Below are 17,644 nucleotides of genomic sequence, written 5' to 3'. Positions count from 1 at the left end.
GAGGATTTATCATGTCAACAGAAAAAACAGTGCTCTCCAGTTTTGACACATGGAAGAAGTTCCTGGGTGACCGCGTACTGCAAGCAGAGAAGATGGGGATGAGTGAAGAAACCATCAACAAACTTGCGTATGAAATCGGCGACTTCCTTGATGAGAAAGTCGATCCGGCGAACCATTCCAACCGGGCATTGAAAGAGTTATGGGATGTCGGCGATGCAGATGAGCGTCGTACGATTGCGTGCCTGATGGTCAAATTGGCCAAACAAAACGCATAAGATTACAGATGAAGAGCTCCCGCAAGGGGGCTTTTCTCTAATGATTACAAACGGATTACAGAGCTGTTCTTGTAATTCATTTTCATTTTATATATCATTAACGTGACCCATTTTTAGAAGATGTCTCAGATTGTTGTCCAGTGGACACGTTCTGTTGCTGTCGAATAATGTGGAATAATGCATTACGGGGTGTTGAAATGGAATCTAAACAATGGTACATGGAATATAAAATACATAAGAACAGACCCGGTTTGTTAGGCGATATTGCCTCTATGCTGGGGATGCTTGAAGTGAATATATTGACCATTAACGGTGTTGAAGGCAAAACTCGAGGCATGCTCCTTGAATCGGATGATGATGAAAAAATCCGCTTGCTTGGTGAAATGCTTGGCAAAGTAAACAGCATCACCGTATCGGCTTTGCGTCAACCTAAATTGGTGGATATTTTGGCCGTGCGTCATGGCAGATACATTGACCGTGACTCGGATGATCGCAAGACATTTCGTTTTACTCGAGATGAACTTGGGTTACTTGTGGACTTTTTGGGTGAAGTATTTAAGAGGGAAGGCAATCAGGTCATCGGTTTGCGCGGAATGCCTCGTGTTGGTAAAACGGAGTCTATTATTGCGGGCAGCGTATGTGCAATGAAGCGATGGACGTTTGTTTCCTCCACACTTCTTCGTCAGACGATAAGGAGTCAAATGTCCGAAGACGAATTGAACCCGAACAATGTCTTCATCATTGACGGAATTGTAAGTACGATTCGTTCCAGCGAGCGGCATTACAATTTGTTGCAAGATATTATGTCGATGCCAAGTACCAAAGTTATTGAACATCCGGATATTTTTGTACAGGAATCCGAATATGATTTTAATGATTTTGATATTATTATTGAATTGCGTAACATTCCCAATGAAGAGATTATTTATGATACGTTTACGGCTAGCTACACCGACGAATTGTAAGGAACCGTACGGAATCATGAAATAGATTAGCAACAACTCAAGAGATAAACATAAGGAGGAGATGGCATGTCTGAACTGGGTCAGCAGTTAAGGGAGGCCCGGCTGCAAAAAGGGATGAGTCTTGACGATGTACAGGAAATGACAAAAATTCGCAAGAGGTATCTGGAGGCCATAGAAGCAGGAGACTATAAAGTGCTGCCGGGTAGCTTCTATGTGCGTGCTTTCATCAAAACCTATGCGGAGACCGTGGGACTGAACCCTGATGAGCTGCTGGAGGGACACAAAAAAGACGTACCCGAAGAAGAAACGGAAGCAACGATGGAACCGGTTATTCAGAAGCGTTCCAGCCGTCCGGTTGAGCGTAGTAATCGGTGGATGTCTGTCGCGCTGATGTGGACATTCCCTGTTTTGATCGTAGTACTGTTGTATGTATACGTGGTGTATAACAATGGTGATGAATCAGATAATCCGGGTCTTGATCAGGTCAAAATTACAGACAGTCAACAACAGCCTGAGGATAAACCGGATCCACCTGCCGACAACGGACAGGCATCTAATCCGCCTGCGACAGATTCAGGTACTGACGGTACTGGTAAGGGCGACGCTGGCGGTAATGGTGGCGGTACAGACACGGAAGGACAGACGGACGGTCAAACTGATGGCCAAACTGATGGTCAAACCGACGGACAAACGGGAGAAAATCAGGAAGAACCGACAGACAATTCACCGTCTAATGTGACTGTTGCAGAAGATGGGAAATCAGGAAATATTACGAACTTTAAAGTTAACGGTAGTGCAGGGCAACCTGTAACGGTTACGATCAAAGCAACAGGTCATAGCTGGCTGGAAGTGTACAAAGGCGAAAACTCCAGTGGAGAGAAGTTGGAGTATGGTAACACAGCCGAAGGTGACAGCTATACCTTTGAGTTGGATAGTACAGGCATGTATATTAAGTCCGGTTACGCTGCAGCGACCACGATTGAGGTTGGCGGGCAAGTTGTAACGGATGGCAAGGCGACCAATCGAATCCGTCTGAAGCTTGGTGAAGACAGTAGTAACACTACTTCTTCCACAGGTGTTGAAAATGGATCAACGGACGGCACAGGGGGTACCACGGGTAGCGAATAACCGGGTCAACTGCAGGAGACAATAATCGTGTCTTAACTTGCAGTTAACTTTTGGTGAAGTGAGGTGGATGGCTGTGACAGTCAGCTGGATCGTAACAGGTTTAGGGATCATTGTCAGCCTCCTGGGTTATTACCTGACTCCAAGTGCTTGGGGTTACGGAATATTGGGTTTTGGACTTGCACATGTACTTTTGGGTGTGCTCGATATGTTCAGACAGCCCAACCGCAGCCGCTATTAGGTTGGAAGCTGGACCAGCAAGCATTTTTGGCAGCCACTTGAAGTGGAAGCCAAAAATGCTTTTTTCTTTGTGTAAAATAGCTAGAAATTAGACTTTTGCTTAGGGTATCCTCTATAATGTTACAGTACATACGATTAACTGAAAGGGTGACTGGTTTGAGCTCAGAAAATTCATTTGATATCGTGTCCAAAATGGACTTGCAAGAACTGACAAATGCCGTTACACAAACCGAGAAAGAAATTGGCGCTCGTTATGACTTCAAGGGCAGCAAGAGCAGCCTGAAACTGGATAAGGATGCGTTAACGATCGTATCTGATGATGAGACCAAACTCAAGGCTGTCATTGACGTGCTGCAATCCAAAATGGCGAAGCGTGGTCTACCATTGAAAAACATTGATTACGCAAAGGTAGAGCCAGCGTCTTCTGGTACAGTCCGCCAGCGTTTGAATTTTAAACAGGGGATTGATCAGGACATCGCCAAGAAAATCAATATTCTGATTCGGGATTCCAAGATGAAGGTGAAGAGTCAGATTCAGGGAGATCAACTTCGGGTAACTGGTAAGAGTAAAAATGATTTGCAAGCTGTCATGCAGCTGCTAAATGGTGCTAACCTACCTTTGGATTTGCAATATACAAATTTCAAGTAATATGGCCTTTCTGTAGCAAAAGTGTTTTTTTGACACGGTATTGGGCGTATATTATACTAAGTGTGCATTGCTGGCAGTCAAGCATCAAGTCCAGTCCTCATCGTTTGCTGACTTTGTGAAAAGCAGTACATCTTCTGGAAGTCACCGGAACGTTTAAAGCGTTTTGCTTTTGAGCGGTTGACTTTATTTTTTGCGTTTCTACATAGTGGGATCATGTTAATCTGGATTGACATTGAAACTGTACATTTCATGTTCCGGATGATGATAACGGGATTATGATGATTGTTTGGAGTAATGGAGGATATGAGGGAGGGCGTCTTGTGAATTTACCCAACCGGATTACGCTTGCACGAATTTGCTTAATCCCTTTTTTGATGGTGTTCCTGCTCGTGGATTTTCCATTTTATCCAGAGCCGTTGCAGCTTGGAAGCTTGTCGCTTCCGTATAATCAACTGATTGCTGCTGTTATTTTTATCATCGCCGCAAGCACAGATGGAATTGACGGATACCTTGCGCGGAAAAATAACATGGTTACCAATCTGGGGAAACTGCTCGATCCACTCGCAGACAAGTTGCTGGTTACTGCAGTTTTGATCTCGCTTGTGGAGATGGGCAAGCTGGATTCCTGGATTGCAGTTGTGATTATTAGTCGTGAATTTGCAGTTACCGGCTTGCGTCAAATTGCATTGCTGGATGGTTCGGTTGTTGCCGCAAGTGCTTGGGGCAAGCTGAAGACTGTAGTGCAGATTGTGGCGATTGTGCTGTTGCTGTTGAACAATTTCCCGTTTTCATACACGGGTATTCACGTCGATATTATCGCGGTATGGGCAGCAGCGCTTATTACTATCTGGTCGGGTATCGATTACTTTATCAAAAACAAAAATTTGCTTCATTTAACAAAAGCATAATGGTTTGTTCTTAAATGGGTAATCATGAAGGAAGCATTGGGTCAGGGGCAATAGGAAATTATCCTATTGCCCTTTGATCACTCACCACGTGTACAGGAGGATGCTCAATGAAGGCAGAAATCATTGCAGTTGGCACAGAGCTACTGCTTGGACAAATCGTCAATACCAATGCCAGATACCTATCCCGTGAATTGGCTGCGATGGGGATCGATGTATATTTCCAAACGGTGGTTGGGGATAACCTGAATCGACTTAGTGAAGCTATTCGCATTGCGCAGGGCCGTGCAGACGTTATTTTATTTTCCGGTGGCATCGGACCTACCCAAGATGATCTGACCAAGGATGCGCTCGCAGCTGTTCTTAACCGGAAACTGCATACAGATCGAATGGCGATGGACAAAATTGAGAGCTTTTTCAGAGATCGTAATGTGGACATGACAGAGAATAACCGACGTCAGGCGATCGTTATTGATGGAGGAACACCTCTGGCCAATGAAACGGGCCTTGCGGCAGGAAATGCGATTTCTGACAATGACAAATATTATGTCGTGATGCCTGGACCACCTAAAGAGTTGATTCCAATGTTTGAACAGGAAGTCAAACCTTGGCTGTTCCAGCATGTACTCACAGAAGAGATGCCGATCTATTCCCGAATGCTCAAATTCGCAGGTATTGGTGAATCTGCTCTGGAAGATCGACTATTGGATCTGATTGACGCGCAGACAGACCCTACGATTGCTCCTTACGCGAGCGAAGGTGAAGTTACGGTACGTGTCTCCACGAAGGCTGCGAGTGAGGGAGAGGCGAAGCTGAAGCTGGATGCGATGGAAGTTCAGATTCGCGAGCGTTTGACAGAACATCTCTACGCGAACGAGGATGTGCCTATAGAGTACACGATTGTAACCATGATGTCTGACATGGGGCTGACGCTCAGCGCTGCTGAGAGCTGTACAGGGGGGCTTGTCATGCAAAGTCTGACCTCTGTACCCGGAAGTGCGTCAATGCTCAAAGGTGGAATTGTTTGTTACTCCAATGAAATTAAAGAAAAGCTGCTGAATGTGCCTCATGATTATCTGGAAGGTGAAGATGCACCTGGAGCGGTAAGTCCAGAGGTTGCAAAAGTGCTTGCTGAGCAGGTCCGCATGATTGGCGATGCTGATTTTGGCTTGGCTGTTACCGGTGTAGCTGGACCGGGATATTCGGAACGTAAACCACCCGGACTTGTCTTCATCGCTCTTGCTGAACGTGGAAAAGAGACGGAGATTCATGAGCTGCGTATTAATGGGAATCGTGAGACAGTTCGCATTCGTTCAGCCAAAGCGATTCTCTATCGCTTATGGCAAAAACTTGTGGCGATGGATTGATTAGTTAATAGCTTCGATTGCATTTACAGTTCCAAGCAAGTATAATTAAGGAAGACGGAAGAACCGTAGAATTAGGCTTTACAGCCTTGTTTACGGTTCTTTTTTCTGTTTAATGGAAAGTTTCCTTGAGGAAGAGGCGCCTCGGCCTTCACAAAAAAACGAATGTATGTTCGAAAAAAAGCTTGGCAAACGTGTTAAAACAAGGTATCATTATCTTATAAACAGTAAAGGGTGTGAGCTTATTGTCAGACCGTCGTGCCGCGCTTGATATGGCGCTCCGTCAAATAGAGAAGCAATTTGGTAAAGGATCCATCATGAAACTGGGTGAGTCCACTCATATGAATGTGGAAATTATTCCCAGCGGTTCCTTGGCTTTGGATATTGCATTAGGAACAGGCGGCTTGCCTAAAGGCCGTATTGTTGAAATATATGGACCTGAGTCTTCGGGTAAAACAACCGTAGCATTGCATGCTATCGCTGAAGTACAACGAGCGGGTGGACAAGCTGCATTTATCGATGCCGAGCATGCTCTTGACCCACAATACGCAAGCAAACTTGGTGTTAATATTGATGAATTGCTTCTGTCTCAGCCAGATACGGGTGAGCAAGGGCTGGAAATTGCAGAAGCTCTTGTACGCAGTGGTGCAGTAGATATCGTTGTTATTGACTCTGTAGCCGCATTGGTTCCAAAAGCAGAGATTGAAGGCGAAATGGGCGATTCACACGTTGGTTTGCAAGCGCGTTTGATGTCTCAGGCGCTGCGTAAACTGTCTGGTGCAATCAGCAAATCCAAAACAATCGCAATCTTCATTAACCAGCTTCGTGAGAAAGTCGGCGTTATGTTTGGTAACCCGGAAACAACACCTGGTGGTCGTGCTCTGAAGTTTTATTCCACAGTACGTCTGGATGTGCGTCGTATTGAGAGTATCAAATCAGGCAATGACATGATTGGTAACCGTACTCGTATTAAAGTTGTGAAAAACAAAGTGGCACCTCCGTTTAAACAAGCGGAAGTGGATATCATGTATGGCGAGGGTATTTCGAGAGAAGGCAGTATCATTGACATTGGTACAGAGCTGGACATCGTTAATAAAAGTGGTGCATGGTACTCCTACGAAGGCGAGCGTTTAGGACAAGGTCGTGAGAACGCAAAGCAGTTCATGAAAGAGCATAAAGATATTGCTGACATCATTGAACAAAAAATTCGTGTAGCCAGTAACTTGGTTACTGCAGTTCCTGCGCCAACTACTGAAGAGCAACAAAAAGAAGCAGCAGAAGAACAAGAATTGTTTGAAATCAACGAGTAATCTCTCAAAACCTCCCATGTAGGGAGGACCCTGAGGGTGTTCCCCTCTGGACTCCGTAAACTTGCCTGATTGAGCTTGGCTCGATTTGGATAAGGAATTATGGTGGGAGTGCTCTCGGTGTCCAACAGCCCCTGTCCCAATGGACAGGGGCTGTTGGCACGCTGACTGTCAGAGATAACTGTGGAGATAAAGGCCGGGCTGACTTCCCGGCCTTTTGTATTATTAGTGTTCTTTGTCTTATGTGAAGATGTGCTTGGCGTAGTCAGAATGAAAATGTTATGAAAGGGGAGACCTGAATGGATCAACATGACGAGGATTTGTATGAAGAAGCAGAACAGGATGGCCTATCCCAATTTCCGGACAACGAAGAACTTATTATTACACGTGTAGAACGAACGAAGAGCAGGCAAGCTCGTTATCGAATCACTTTTGGTATCCACTCTATTACGGTTCTTGAAGATGTGATGATTAAATACAGGATGACTCAAGGTAATACGTTTATGAAGAAGGATCTGGAGGAAATCATTGTAGCTGACGAGCGACAGCGGACGTATGCACAGTCTCTGCGCTTTTTGGAGCATAAACCGCGCACACGCCATGAATTAAGTCAGAAACTTCGTCAGAAGGAGTTTGCTGCACCTTTGATTGAAGAGGCGCTGGATCGGCTTGAGCGGGAGAACCTGGTGGATGACGATCTATTTGCGAAGGAATGGACAAGACAGCGTATGGAGGGCAAGCGGAAGGGAAAACTGTGGATAAGGCAAGAGCTACGTCAAAAGGGCATTGCCAATGATCTCATTGTTGAGGCACTAGAAGGGATCAGTACAGATGCGGAATTTGAGACTGCCTTGAGTGCAGGACGCAAAAAATGGAATCAGGTCAAAGGGGACGTCAAAGAGAAGAAAAATAAAACGCTTCCCTTCCTAATGAGACGTGGTTTTTCAATGGATATGGTGCGCCGGGTCGTGAATTGTTTAATTGAAGAAGATGAGGCTGGGGACTCTGAAGATGACGAAGCGTTGTTATGGGATTAGCAGCCTAGAGTCTCTATACTGCATTCTCTTGACAATTTCTTTCGTCAAATACTAAAATGGACATGAGTCTGTAAGAAATGGACAACCCTTTTTCCTTCCAAAAAAGCGGTTTCGGTTTCTTAAGATTTATACCATTCTTAATTATGGGTTCGCTGGAAACAGTGAATAGTACGTGGAAACATGTACATGTGAAATGAAAATCGGCGGGGGATCGCCGTGAGTATTCGTTATTCCCAAACATATGTAAGGTTTGAAAACTGCAAATTGACCCAAGGAATGCCTTGGAGGAACCAACGAGGAGGTGAACAGTATGGAAATTGCAATCACGATCGCTCTCGTTGCAGCCGCGCTATTCATTGGGTTCGGAGTAGGATATTTTATTCGCAAATCTCTTGCAGAGGCTAAAATCTCTAGTGCGGAACAAGCTGCCGTACAAATCGTGGAGAACGCGAAGAAAGAGGCAGAAGCACTGAAGAAAGAAACGGTGCTGGAGGCGAAGGATGAAATCCATCGCATTCGTGCTGAAGCTGAAAAAGACACTCGTGAACGTCGGAATGAAATTCAACGACAAGAAAGACGATTGTTGCAAAAAGAAGAGTCGCTGGATAAAAAATTGGAATCACTCGAACGTAAAGAAGAGCAAGTGGCTAACAAAGAGAAACGAATTGATGAGACTCAGCAGCAGATCGAAATGATTTACAAAAACCAGGTGACAGAGTTGGAACGTATATCCAACCTCACCATGGAAGACGCACGCAGTATCATACTGTCCAACGTAGAACAGGAAGTTCGTCATGAGACGGCTCAAATGATCAAGGACATTGAACAACAGGCGAAGGAAGAAGCGGACAAAAAGTCCCGCGAGATTATTACACTCGCCATCCAACGCTGTGCGGCTGACCACGTAGCGGAAACAACGGTATCTGTTGTTACCCTGCCAAATGAAGAAATGAAAGGCCGGATTATCGGTCGTGAAGGACGTAACATCCGTGCGCTTGAAACCCTTACAGGGATTGACCTCATTATCGATGATACGCCAGAAGCTGTTATTCTGTCGGGCTTTGACCCGATTCGCCGTGAAATCGCCCGTACTGCCCTGGAGAAACTGGTGGCTGATGGACGTATTCACCCGGCACGGATTGAAGAGATGGTTGAGAAATCCCGCAAAGAAGTGGATGAGCGCATCCGTGAATACGGTGAGCAAGCCACCTTTGAAGTGGGCGTGCATGGTCTGCATCCGGATCTGATCAAAATTTTGGGCCGGTTGAAGTTCCGTACAAGTTACGGTCAAAACGTCTTGAAACATTCCATGGAAGTCGCTTATCTGGCTGGACTGATGGCTGGCGAACTCGGAGAAGACGTAACTCTGGCAAGACGTGCAGGTCTATTGCATGACATCGGTAAAGCGCTGGATCACGAAGTGGAAGGATCACACGTCGAAATTGGCGTGGAACTGGCGAAGAAATACAAAGAACATCCGGTTGTAATCAACAGTATCGCGTCCCATCACGGAGATTGCGAAGCGACTTCGGTCATTGCCATGTTGGTTGGCGCAGCAGATGCGCTCTCCGCAGCAAGACCAGGCGCACGCCGCGAAACGCTGGAAACGTATATCAAACGACTGGAGAAGCTGGAAGAAATCTCAGAATCCTTCGAAGGTGTCGAGAAATCGTACGCCATTCAGGCCGGACGCGAAGTTCGCGTTATGGTACAGCCTGAGAAGATCGATGATGCTGAAGCCTTCCGCTTAGCCCGTGACATCACGAAGATGATTGAGAATGAACTCGACTATCCGGGTCACATCAAAGTCACCGTCATCCGGGAAACCCGTGCGGTTGAATACGCAAAATAGAGCAATACGGAAAAGTGGCCGCGGTAGTGGGCCACTTTTCCTGTTGATAGCCTGTTAAAAGGCAACTATACATTATGGAGCATAAGATAGAGTCCTGCAAAGGTTCAACATTTGAAAAAAGAGAACTTTGCAGGAATTGAGGAGGCAGTAATCAGTGAAAGTTTTGTTTATTGGTGACATTGTAGGCAACGTGGGACGTAAGGCATTAAAGGAAAATTTACCGTACCTAAAATCGAAGTATAAGCCACATGTGGTGATTGTGAATGGTGAAAATGCGGCAGCAGGTCGCGGCATTACCGGTGCAATCGCAAATGAGTTTTTCAACTGGGGTGTACATGGTATTACACTTGGTAATCATACTTGGGACAATAAGGATATTTTTGATTTTATAGATGATGAGCCCCGCATGATTCGTCCAGCGAACTTTCCACCAGGCACACCAGGGCGAGGATACACGGTTGTCAAAGGCGAAGGAAAAGAACTGGCGATTGTCAATCTGCAAGGAAGAACGTTCCTGCCTGCTCTGGATTGTCCATTCCGTGTAGCTGATGAAATTGTAGATGAGCTGCGCCAAGACCATAAATGTATTTTGGTCGATATGCATGCGGAAGCAACGTCAGAAAAGATTGCCATGGGATGGCATCTGGATGGACGTGCGTCTCTCGTTGTAGGTACACATACGCATGTACAGAGTAATGATGATCGGATTTTGCCTGGAGGAACGGCTTACTTGACGGATGCAGGCATGGTAGGGCCTCGTGACGGTATATTGGGTATGGAGCGTGAGGCCGTGCTGCGTAAGTTCTACACCCAGCTACCTGTACGTTTTGTTGTAGATGATGGAAAATGGCACTTCCATGGTGTTTTTGTTGAAATTGATGAAGCAACAGGTGCGGCAACACGCATCGAAAAAATTCGTCTGATGGAGGACGAGTGGCGCATGGAATAGGGGCATTGTCCCAATTTGCAGGGAAACCCGTCTAAAAAGAAGGAATTTTTTTGCCTCCCGCGAATAACATCTAGTAAGTGGAAACAAACTTTCAACATTCCCAGGGAGGTACTTACCATGGATGTATTAAAAGTTTCAGCAAAGTCCAATCCTAATTCTGTAGCCGGCGCTCTTGCAGGGGTTCTTCGTGAACGTGGAAATGCTGAACTGCAGGCAATTGGAGCGGGAGCACTGAACCAAGCCATTAAAGCGGTAGCGATAGCCCGGGGATTTGTAGCACCAAGCGGAGTTGACCTGATTTGTATTCCAGCTTTTACAGACATTGTGATCGACGGCGAGGACCGAACGGCCATTAAGCTGATTGTGGAGCCCAGATAATACATGCAGTATGCATTGAACCTGTTTACGATGTAGACAGGTTTTTTTGCGTTTTCTTAGCAATAACATATTGAGGAGGGTTTAAGATGTCCATGTCTGATTGGCATGTAGCTGATTTTCACTGTGATGCACTGAGCAAAATTTTGATGCAGCCTGCTCTTTCTTTTGAAGATGCTCCACAACTGGATGTGAATTTGCAACGCTTGAAAGAGGGGAAAGTAGGGTTGCAGGCGTTCGCCATCTATTTACCCGAAGTACTTGGCAGAGGCAAGTTTGAACATGTCATGGGGCAGTTGGAGATTTATCGTAGACGTGTGGAGAGAAGTCAGGAGCGGCTTGGCGGCACACAGACGTTGTTATGGCGTGAACAGGTGGCTCAGGTGGGGCAAACAGAGGGGCCGTGGGGATTAATCACACTGGAGGGTGTGGACGGCCTGGAGGGCAACCTGTTCTATCTGGAGTTATGTTATCAGATGGGCGTTCGAATAATTGGACTAACGTGGAATTATGCCAATTGGGCGGCTGACGGAGTCATGGAGAAGCGTGGGGCAGGTCTGACCGAGAAAGGGAAAGAACTGGTGCACCAGTGTAATGAAATCGGAATGCTGTTGGATGTGTCACATCTGACAGAGAAAGGTTTCTGGGAACTGGCTGACTTGAGCACACGTCCTTTTATCGCCTCCCATTCCAACAGTTATAGCGTATGTCCCCATGTGCGTAATCTGAAAGATGATCAGATTCAGGCTATCATTGCCCGGGAAGGGCGGATTGGACTGACGTTTGTACCCTGGTTTGTAAAGCAGGAGGGTGAGGTACGTATAGAAGATCTGCTGCCTCATATTGAGCAATTCTGTTCTCTAGGCGGGCAGCACCATCTGATGATGGGGTCTGATTTTGATGGAATTTCAACGTATATTCAGAAACTTGAACATTCAGGACATTATCCGAGACTGATGGAAATCCTGCTCAAACATTATGATGAACATCTGGTTCGTGGCTGGTTGTGGGGGAATGCAATGAGTTATCTGGGGGAACACTTGCCAGAGAGCAATCCGAAGATGCAGATGAAGGGGAATTCTATGAAATAGTGAACTGGTGTGTGCGTTGAAGGGGTTGAATTGGAACTTGTTTTCCAAATAAAGGAGGGGAATGATGGTGAAATAAGTGTATTTCATGAATTTTCACCAGTTCGTTTTCATTTCACTCCAAAAAGGGGTATAATACCATTGGATTGTTAAGAGCCTGAGTACAGGCCATAGATAAACAAGGAGTGAATTTACAATGAGTAAAACAGTACCTGTGGGCGTATCTGCCCGTCACATTCATGTATCCCAAGAGCACGTTGAAATTTTGTTTGGCAAAGGTTATGAACTGACTGAATTTAAACCTCTGTCCCAACCTGGCCAATACGCTGCTAACGAAACTGTAGCGGTAATTGGTTCGAAAGGACAGTTTGATAAAGTGCGCATCCTTGGACCTGTTCGCCCTGAAACGCAACTGGAGATCTCCATGACAGATTCATTTGCGATTGGTGTTAAAGCACCTGTACGTGAATCTGGAAGCATTGAAGGTACACCAGGAATCACAATTAAAGGTCCTGCTGGCGAAGTAACGATTGATAAAGGTGTTATCGTTGCTGCTCGTCACATTCACTTCCATACTTCTGATGCTGCTAAATGGGGTATTGAGGACAAACAAATGTTGAAAGTTCGTCTGGGTGGAGATCGCGGTCTTGTACTGGAAAATGTACTGGCTCGTGTATCCGATTCTTTCGCACTGGACATGCATATTGATACAGATGAAGCTAACGCTGCTGGCGCTCGTAATGGGGACACTGCTGAAATCATCGATTAATGACATGTATAGCTTCAGCCCCCAATTTTGGCGGTCTGAATAACATATAAACCTGAGCACAGCCAACAGGGGCCGGTTAATTCCAGCCCTGACGGCAAGGCTCAGGTTTTTGTGTTTTCTGAGTGCTCTTCTGAGCATGGCATGTTTCGGATTAGACGAAGGGAGATGCGCTTTGGATGTGGAACTACAGCCCAATTCATGCTATAATTTGCTGTAATGCTCTTTTAATGTTCCAAGCAAGTAATTCACGTGGAACAGGGATGAATGAACGATTTTTTATTAATAGAGGCTGTAAGGAGTGACCGAAGGAAATGGCTAAAGACTCAAAAAAGGATTACTCCCAATATTTTGATTTCTCCGATGCCAAAGTAATTTCGCAAGATGAATTCAGCAAAAAGATAAGAATCCGGGGCCGTGAGATTAACATCAAATCGGAACCCAATCATCGTCAGGAGAAACAGCGGGGCAAGGAAGACGTCCAGGTGCTTTACGAAAATGCCGTTCCCGATGAACTGAAAAACATAGGGAAAGGCAAACATTATATTGTATATACGTATGGATGTCAGATGAACGAGCATGACTCGGAGACCATCAAAGGACTTCTAGAGTCTATGGGATATCAGGCTACAGAGGATCGCAAAGAGGCTGATATTATTCTGCTCAACACATGTGCCATACGAGAAAATGCGGAAGATAAAGTATTTGGTGAGCTTGGTCACCTGAAAACGCTAAAACTCGAACGTCCGGGATTGTTACTTGGTGTATGCGGGTGTATGTCCCAAGAAGAAGGCGTCGTCAACCGAATCATGCAGAAGCATGGCTTTGTGGATATGATCTTTGGTACACATAATGTGCATCGACTGCCACATCTAATCCAGGAAGCGCTGTTCAGCAAAGAAATGGTTGTTGAGGTATGGTCCAAGGAAGGCGACATTATTGAGAACCTGCCGAAGAAACGTGAGGGTATGCGCGGCTGGGTGAACATTATGTATGGCTGCGACAAATTCTGTACATATTGCATCGTTCCGTTCACGCGGGGCAAAGAACGCAGTCGTCGTCCGGAAGATGTCATTGCCGAAGTACGTGATTTGGCACGACAAGGCTTTAAGGAGATCACGCTTCTTGGTCAAAATGTGAATGCGTACGGCAAGGATTTCACCGACCTGAACTACAGTTTTGGTGACTTGATGGATGCCATTCGCCTAATTGATATTCCGCGAGTACGGTTTACAACCAGTCACCCACGTGACTTTGATGACCGCTTGATTGAAGTACTGGCCAAGGGCGGAAATTTGGTAGAGCACATTCATCTACCGGTGCAATCTGGCAGTTCGGAAGTACTCAAACGTATGAGCCGCAAGTATAACCGGGAACACTATCTGAAACTGGCTGACAAAATTAAAAAGGCCATCCCGGATGTTGTGTTGACAACGGATATTATTGTTGGTTTTCCAGGGGAAACGGAAGAACAGTTTGAAGATACACTTTCCCTTGTCCGTGAAGTAGGGTATGATTTTGCCTATACCTTTATTTATTCCCCGCGTGAAGGTACACCGGCTGCAGTGATGGAAGATAACGTACCGATGGAAGTGAAGAAGGAACGTTTGAAGCGCTTGAACGAAACGATCAACGAATACAGCCACCGAAGCAATGAAGAGCAACGCGGCAAAATCGTTGAAGTGCTCGTTGAAGGCGAGAGCAAACGGAATTCCGAAGTTCTGGCAGGACGTACGCGCAGCAACAAGCTGGTGCATTTTGAAGGACCTAAAGATTTGATCGGTACTTTCGTACAAGTGGAAATCACCGATCCGATGACTTTTTATATTCGGGGCAACCTGCTCTCAGAGCCGGTAGCTGCCAATCAGTAATACACACACACAAATAAGATGAGAATTTTGGGGTTCAATATCAGGTTCGGACATTTGCGCAAGTAGCGGAGGGGACGGAATCGGTCTGTAGAAGCGAAGCGTTCGCCTTTGTCTCCGGATTTTAACCTTAAACAATTGTAATCAGAAAAATCCGGAGACAACAGCGATCAAAAGAACGATCCGTTCCCGCAGCGGTCATGGAGCAGACGTTTGAACTCATTTGAGCCCAGGTTCTCATCTTATATCATCTCATAGAATGGAGCGATTTCAGTGGCGCAGGAAGAAGTGCAGTACAACCATTATGGAATGCCAACCTACGATACGCGCAATCTGGTCATACGCGACGACATTATGGGAAAAGCCAAAGAATTGGCTGATATGCTCGGAACGAGTGAGGAAGTTAGACAGTTTCAACAGGCTGAAACCAAAATTCGGGATCATGAGCGCATCCAGCAGTTGATTGCAACGATTAAGAAAAAACAAAAAGAGATTGTTGCTTTTGAAAGCTTCAAAAATGTGGAGATGGTCAGCAAAATTGAACAGGAAATTGAAGATCTGCAAAGCGAACTGGACAGTATTCCATTGGTTACGGAATTCCAGCAGAGTCAGAGCGACATCAACTACTTGCTTCAACTCGTGATTTCGGTAATCCGGGATACAGTTTCCGAAAAAGTAAACGTGGAGGCTGGAACGGATTCACCTCCGACCAGTTGCGGTTAAATGACGGAAGGGTGCGGACGCTGTCCGCGCCTTTTTTGACATTGCATAACTGTTAACGTGGAGTGGCTATCGCCAAGTACTCGGAATATAATTCCAAGCAAAGCTCCACGCTGTGGGGTTATTTTGTGTGGCGTAGCTGATTTTTAATGATAAAGGCACATGACATCAAGAGAGCTTGATACGTACAGTAAATAAAGGAGAAATGAATAATGAGTATTTTGGACAAAATGGTGGAAGACGGAGACGGACGATTCTGGGGATTTCTCGGCTGTCGTTATATTAAAGGAGACGGCAAAGAAGTACAGATCGCGTTGACAGCAGGCGAACATCATACCAACTCCATGGGGATTATACATGGGGGTGTACTGACTTCACTGATGGACCAAGCGATGGGGATGGTTGCAACAGCAGCAATGGAAGTAGATGGCTGTGTGACAACGAATCTGAACGTACATTTTCTCGCACCGATGAGACAAGGGGAATTAACGGTGACGGCTACGGTACTACATCAGGCTGGACGCAGTGTTACGACTCAATCGGAGGTTCGTGATGCATCGGGCACGTTGGGATGTATGGCTACGGCGACATTCCGCATAGCACGCCCGAGAACGTAACGCACGAATCCTACGGTTGACAAAAGATATTATTGTGTCATAATGAAATTATCAAAATGAAAATAGTCGGTGGTGCCCATGAGCGAAAACTACGAACACTTCAATGCAGAGAGCGACGAACAAGCAGCACGTGCTTATAGTTCCCAAAAATATCGTACCCCCGATGGTGTTCCTGCGGATATCGTTATGTTCACCTTGACCAAGCGGGAACGCAAGACAGTGACCAAGACACTTCCCATTCGGGAACTGAAAGTGATGCTGATCAAGCGCAAAGGCTGGCCTTTTGCAGGTAGATGGGCATTACCCGGTGGTTTTTGTCAGGAGAATGAATCCATCTACGGAGCAGCAAAGCGTGAGCTGATGGAAGAGACAGGTGTAGACGGTGGACATCTGGAGTACTTGAATGTATACAGTCAGCCGGGTCGTGACCCGAGGGGCTGGATTATTTCTCACGCATTTTTCGCGCTTGTGGAAGAATGGATGCTGGATCAACGCCAAGCAGCAGATGATGCCGAAGATGTTGGATTGTTCACCATTCAGGAGGCGCTGCAAGAATTGGAACTGGCCTTTGATCACAGAACAATCATCGAAGATGCTTATCGACGTATTCAACAGCAGATGCTGGAAACGACGATTGCTCGTCAGTTCCTGCCACGTGATTTTACATTAAGTGAATTATATCAGGTTATTCAAAGTGTTGTACCGGATTTTGAAGAACCAAACTTCATTCGCAAGATTACGTCTACCCGCAGTCGTAAAGGCATTGTGGAAGAGGTACGGGATGAAGAGGGGAACTTGGTGAGTTCCAACCAGTACTCGCAGCGTCCGGCGCAGCTATATCGTTTTACAGAACTCGTACCACGACTTTCCATCTATACGTAATAAGGCGTAGGTGCGTCAATTGGATTGAATCAGAATCAACCATTTCTGGGATAAGGGAGTGTTGACGATGAAAGCACTGATTGTCATTGATTTTACGAAGGATTTTGTGACAGGTTCTTTGCCTGTAGGTCAGCCGGCAGTAGAGATCGAAGAGACGATTGCAGCTGTAACCGAGGCCTATTGTAAGAACAAACATGAGGTAATCATGGCTGTGGATCTGCACGAAGAAAATGATCCGTACCACCCGGAGACTGTACTTTTCCCACCTCATAACATCAGAAATACGGAGGGAAGACAGTTATATGGACGTCTTGCCCAAGTGATGGAAGAACGAAAAACTGATATTCGGTGGATGGATAAGACGAGATATAGTGCATTCTGTGGGACCGATCTGGAACTCAGACTGCGTGCACGTGGTATTACGGATATTGCACTGATTGGGGTATGTACGGATATTTGTATATTGCATACCGCAGTGGATGCTTACAATAAAGGTTTTCATATTACGGTATATGAAGATGCTGTTGCCAGCTTTAATCCGGCAGGACATGAATGGGCGCTAGGACATTTTCGTTCCAGCCTGGGTGCTTCGGTGGTTAAGGCGAGTGAGACAGTCCTTGCGTAATTTAATCGATAATCCTGTTGGGTTGACCTCCCTGTT

Annotated in this window: 19 protein-coding genes; all 19 read left to right on the top strand. The window is 45.9% G+C overall.

The window, feature by feature from the left end; genetic code table 11:
- Positions 1 to 11 precede the first annotated feature (11 nt).
- The 19 genes from IFU39_RS09065 to IFU39_RS08975 all read left to right on the top strand — a co-directional run bounded on the left by IFU39_RS09065 (position 12) and on the right by IFU39_RS08975 (position 17,608).
- Complete coding sequence (locus IFU39_RS09065; protein ID WP_017689119.1) at positions 12 to 275, top strand: DUF3243 domain-containing protein; 264 nt, start codon at positions 12 to 14, stop codon at positions 273 to 275.
- A gap of 197 nt (positions 276 to 472) precedes the next feature.
- Positions 473 to 1,240 carry a DUF3388 domain-containing protein gene (locus tag IFU39_RS09060; RefSeq protein WP_036609270.1) on the top strand — a complete coding sequence of 256 codons (768 nt, stop codon included), beginning with the start codon at positions 473 to 475 and terminating at the stop codon, positions 1,238 to 1,240.
- Between the two features lie 66 nt (positions 1,241 to 1,306).
- Positions 1,307 to 2,368 carry a helix-turn-helix domain-containing protein gene (locus tag IFU39_RS09055; protein WP_091017240.1) on the top strand — a complete coding sequence of 354 codons (1,062 nt, stop codon included), beginning with the start codon at positions 1,307 to 1,309 and terminating at the stop codon, positions 2,366 to 2,368.
- Positions 2,369 to 2,435: 67 nt separating this feature from the next.
- Positions 2,436 to 2,606 (top strand): hypothetical protein, encoded by a 171-nt coding sequence (locus IFU39_RS09050; protein WP_017689116.1) that lies wholly within the window; start codon positions 2,436 to 2,438, stop codon positions 2,604 to 2,606.
- A gap of 155 nt (positions 2,607 to 2,761) precedes the next feature.
- Positions 2,762 to 3,253: a YajQ family cyclic di-GMP-binding protein gene (locus IFU39_RS09045; protein ID WP_047842512.1), complete on the top strand. Its 492-nt coding sequence runs from the start codon at positions 2,762 to 2,764 to the stop codon at positions 3,251 to 3,253.
- Positions 3,254 to 3,573: 320 nt separating this feature from the next.
- Positions 3,574 to 4,161, top strand: a complete 588-nt coding sequence (pgsA, locus tag IFU39_RS09040) for a CDP-diacylglycerol--glycerol-3-phosphate 3-phosphatidyltransferase (protein WP_017689114.1) — start codon at positions 3,574 to 3,576, stop codon at positions 4,159 to 4,161.
- 107 nt (positions 4,162 to 4,268) lie between these two features.
- Positions 4,269 to 5,525, top strand: a complete 1,257-nt coding sequence (locus tag IFU39_RS09035) for a competence/damage-inducible protein A (RefSeq protein WP_192132300.1) — start codon at positions 4,269 to 4,271, stop codon at positions 5,523 to 5,525.
- 242 nt (positions 5,526 to 5,767) lie between these two features.
- Positions 5,768 to 6,832, top strand: coding sequence for a recombinase RecA (gene recA / locus IFU39_RS09030; protein ID WP_091017235.1), 1,065 nt, complete (start codon positions 5,768 to 5,770; stop codon positions 6,830 to 6,832).
- A gap of 296 nt (positions 6,833 to 7,128) precedes the next feature.
- Positions 7,129 to 7,866 carry a regulatory protein RecX gene (locus tag IFU39_RS09025; RefSeq protein WP_091017233.1) on the top strand — a complete coding sequence of 246 codons (738 nt, stop codon included), beginning with the start codon at positions 7,129 to 7,131 and terminating at the stop codon, positions 7,864 to 7,866.
- A gap of 310 nt (positions 7,867 to 8,176) precedes the next feature.
- Complete coding sequence (gene rny, locus IFU39_RS09020; protein WP_036670418.1) at positions 8,177 to 9,718, top strand: ribonuclease Y; 1,542 nt, start codon at positions 8,177 to 8,179, stop codon at positions 9,716 to 9,718.
- A gap of 154 nt (positions 9,719 to 9,872) precedes the next feature.
- Positions 9,873 to 10,667 carry a TIGR00282 family metallophosphoesterase gene (locus tag IFU39_RS09015; protein WP_017689109.1) on the top strand — a complete coding sequence of 265 codons (795 nt, stop codon included), beginning with the start codon at positions 9,873 to 9,875 and terminating at the stop codon, positions 10,665 to 10,667.
- Between the two features lie 117 nt (positions 10,668 to 10,784).
- Positions 10,785 to 11,045, top strand: a complete 261-nt coding sequence (locus IFU39_RS09010) for a stage V sporulation protein S (RefSeq protein WP_007430104.1) — start codon at positions 10,785 to 10,787, stop codon at positions 11,043 to 11,045.
- Positions 11,046 to 11,131: 86 nt separating this feature from the next.
- Positions 11,132 to 12,133 carry a dipeptidase gene (locus IFU39_RS09005; protein ID WP_445739032.1) on the top strand — a complete coding sequence of 334 codons (1,002 nt, stop codon included), beginning with the start codon at positions 11,132 to 11,134 and terminating at the stop codon, positions 12,131 to 12,133.
- A 193-nt stretch (positions 12,134 to 12,326) separates the two neighbouring features.
- Positions 12,327 to 12,899: a phosphate propanoyltransferase gene (pduL, locus tag IFU39_RS09000; RefSeq protein WP_017689107.1), complete on the top strand. Its 573-nt coding sequence runs from the start codon at positions 12,327 to 12,329 to the stop codon at positions 12,897 to 12,899.
- A gap of 311 nt (positions 12,900 to 13,210) precedes the next feature.
- Entirely contained in the window at positions 13,211 to 14,767 is a 1,557-nt protein-coding gene (miaB, locus tag IFU39_RS08995) for a tRNA (N6-isopentenyl adenosine(37)-C2)-methylthiotransferase MiaB (protein ID WP_091017231.1), read from the top strand.
- A gap of 306 nt (positions 14,768 to 15,073) precedes the next feature.
- Positions 15,074 to 15,487, top strand: a complete 414-nt coding sequence (locus IFU39_RS08990; RefSeq protein ID WP_197997748.1) for a RicAFT regulatory complex protein RicA family protein — start codon at positions 15,074 to 15,076, stop codon at positions 15,485 to 15,487.
- A gap of 209 nt (positions 15,488 to 15,696) precedes the next feature.
- Positions 15,697 to 16,101 (top strand): PaaI family thioesterase, encoded by a 405-nt coding sequence (locus tag IFU39_RS08985; RefSeq protein WP_091017230.1) that lies wholly within the window; start codon positions 15,697 to 15,699, stop codon positions 16,099 to 16,101.
- A gap of 78 nt (positions 16,102 to 16,179) precedes the next feature.
- Positions 16,180 to 16,983: an NUDIX hydrolase gene (locus tag IFU39_RS08980; RefSeq protein WP_036609248.1), complete on the top strand. Its 804-nt coding sequence runs from the start codon at positions 16,180 to 16,182 to the stop codon at positions 16,981 to 16,983.
- Positions 16,984 to 17,050: 67 nt separating this feature from the next.
- Positions 17,051 to 17,608: a cysteine hydrolase family protein gene (locus tag IFU39_RS08975; RefSeq protein WP_091017228.1), complete on the top strand. Its 558-nt coding sequence runs from the start codon at positions 17,051 to 17,053 to the stop codon at positions 17,606 to 17,608.
- Positions 17,609 to 17,644 lie beyond the last annotated feature (36 nt).

The organism is Paenibacillus sp. CFBP 13594 (assembly GCF_014842675.1).
GTDB classification, from domain to species: Bacteria; Bacillota; Bacilli; order Paenibacillales; family Paenibacillaceae; genus Paenibacillus; species Paenibacillus amylolyticus_B.
Note: the sequence above shows the minus strand (reverse complement) of the source record. Positions and strands in the feature narration are given on the sequence as shown.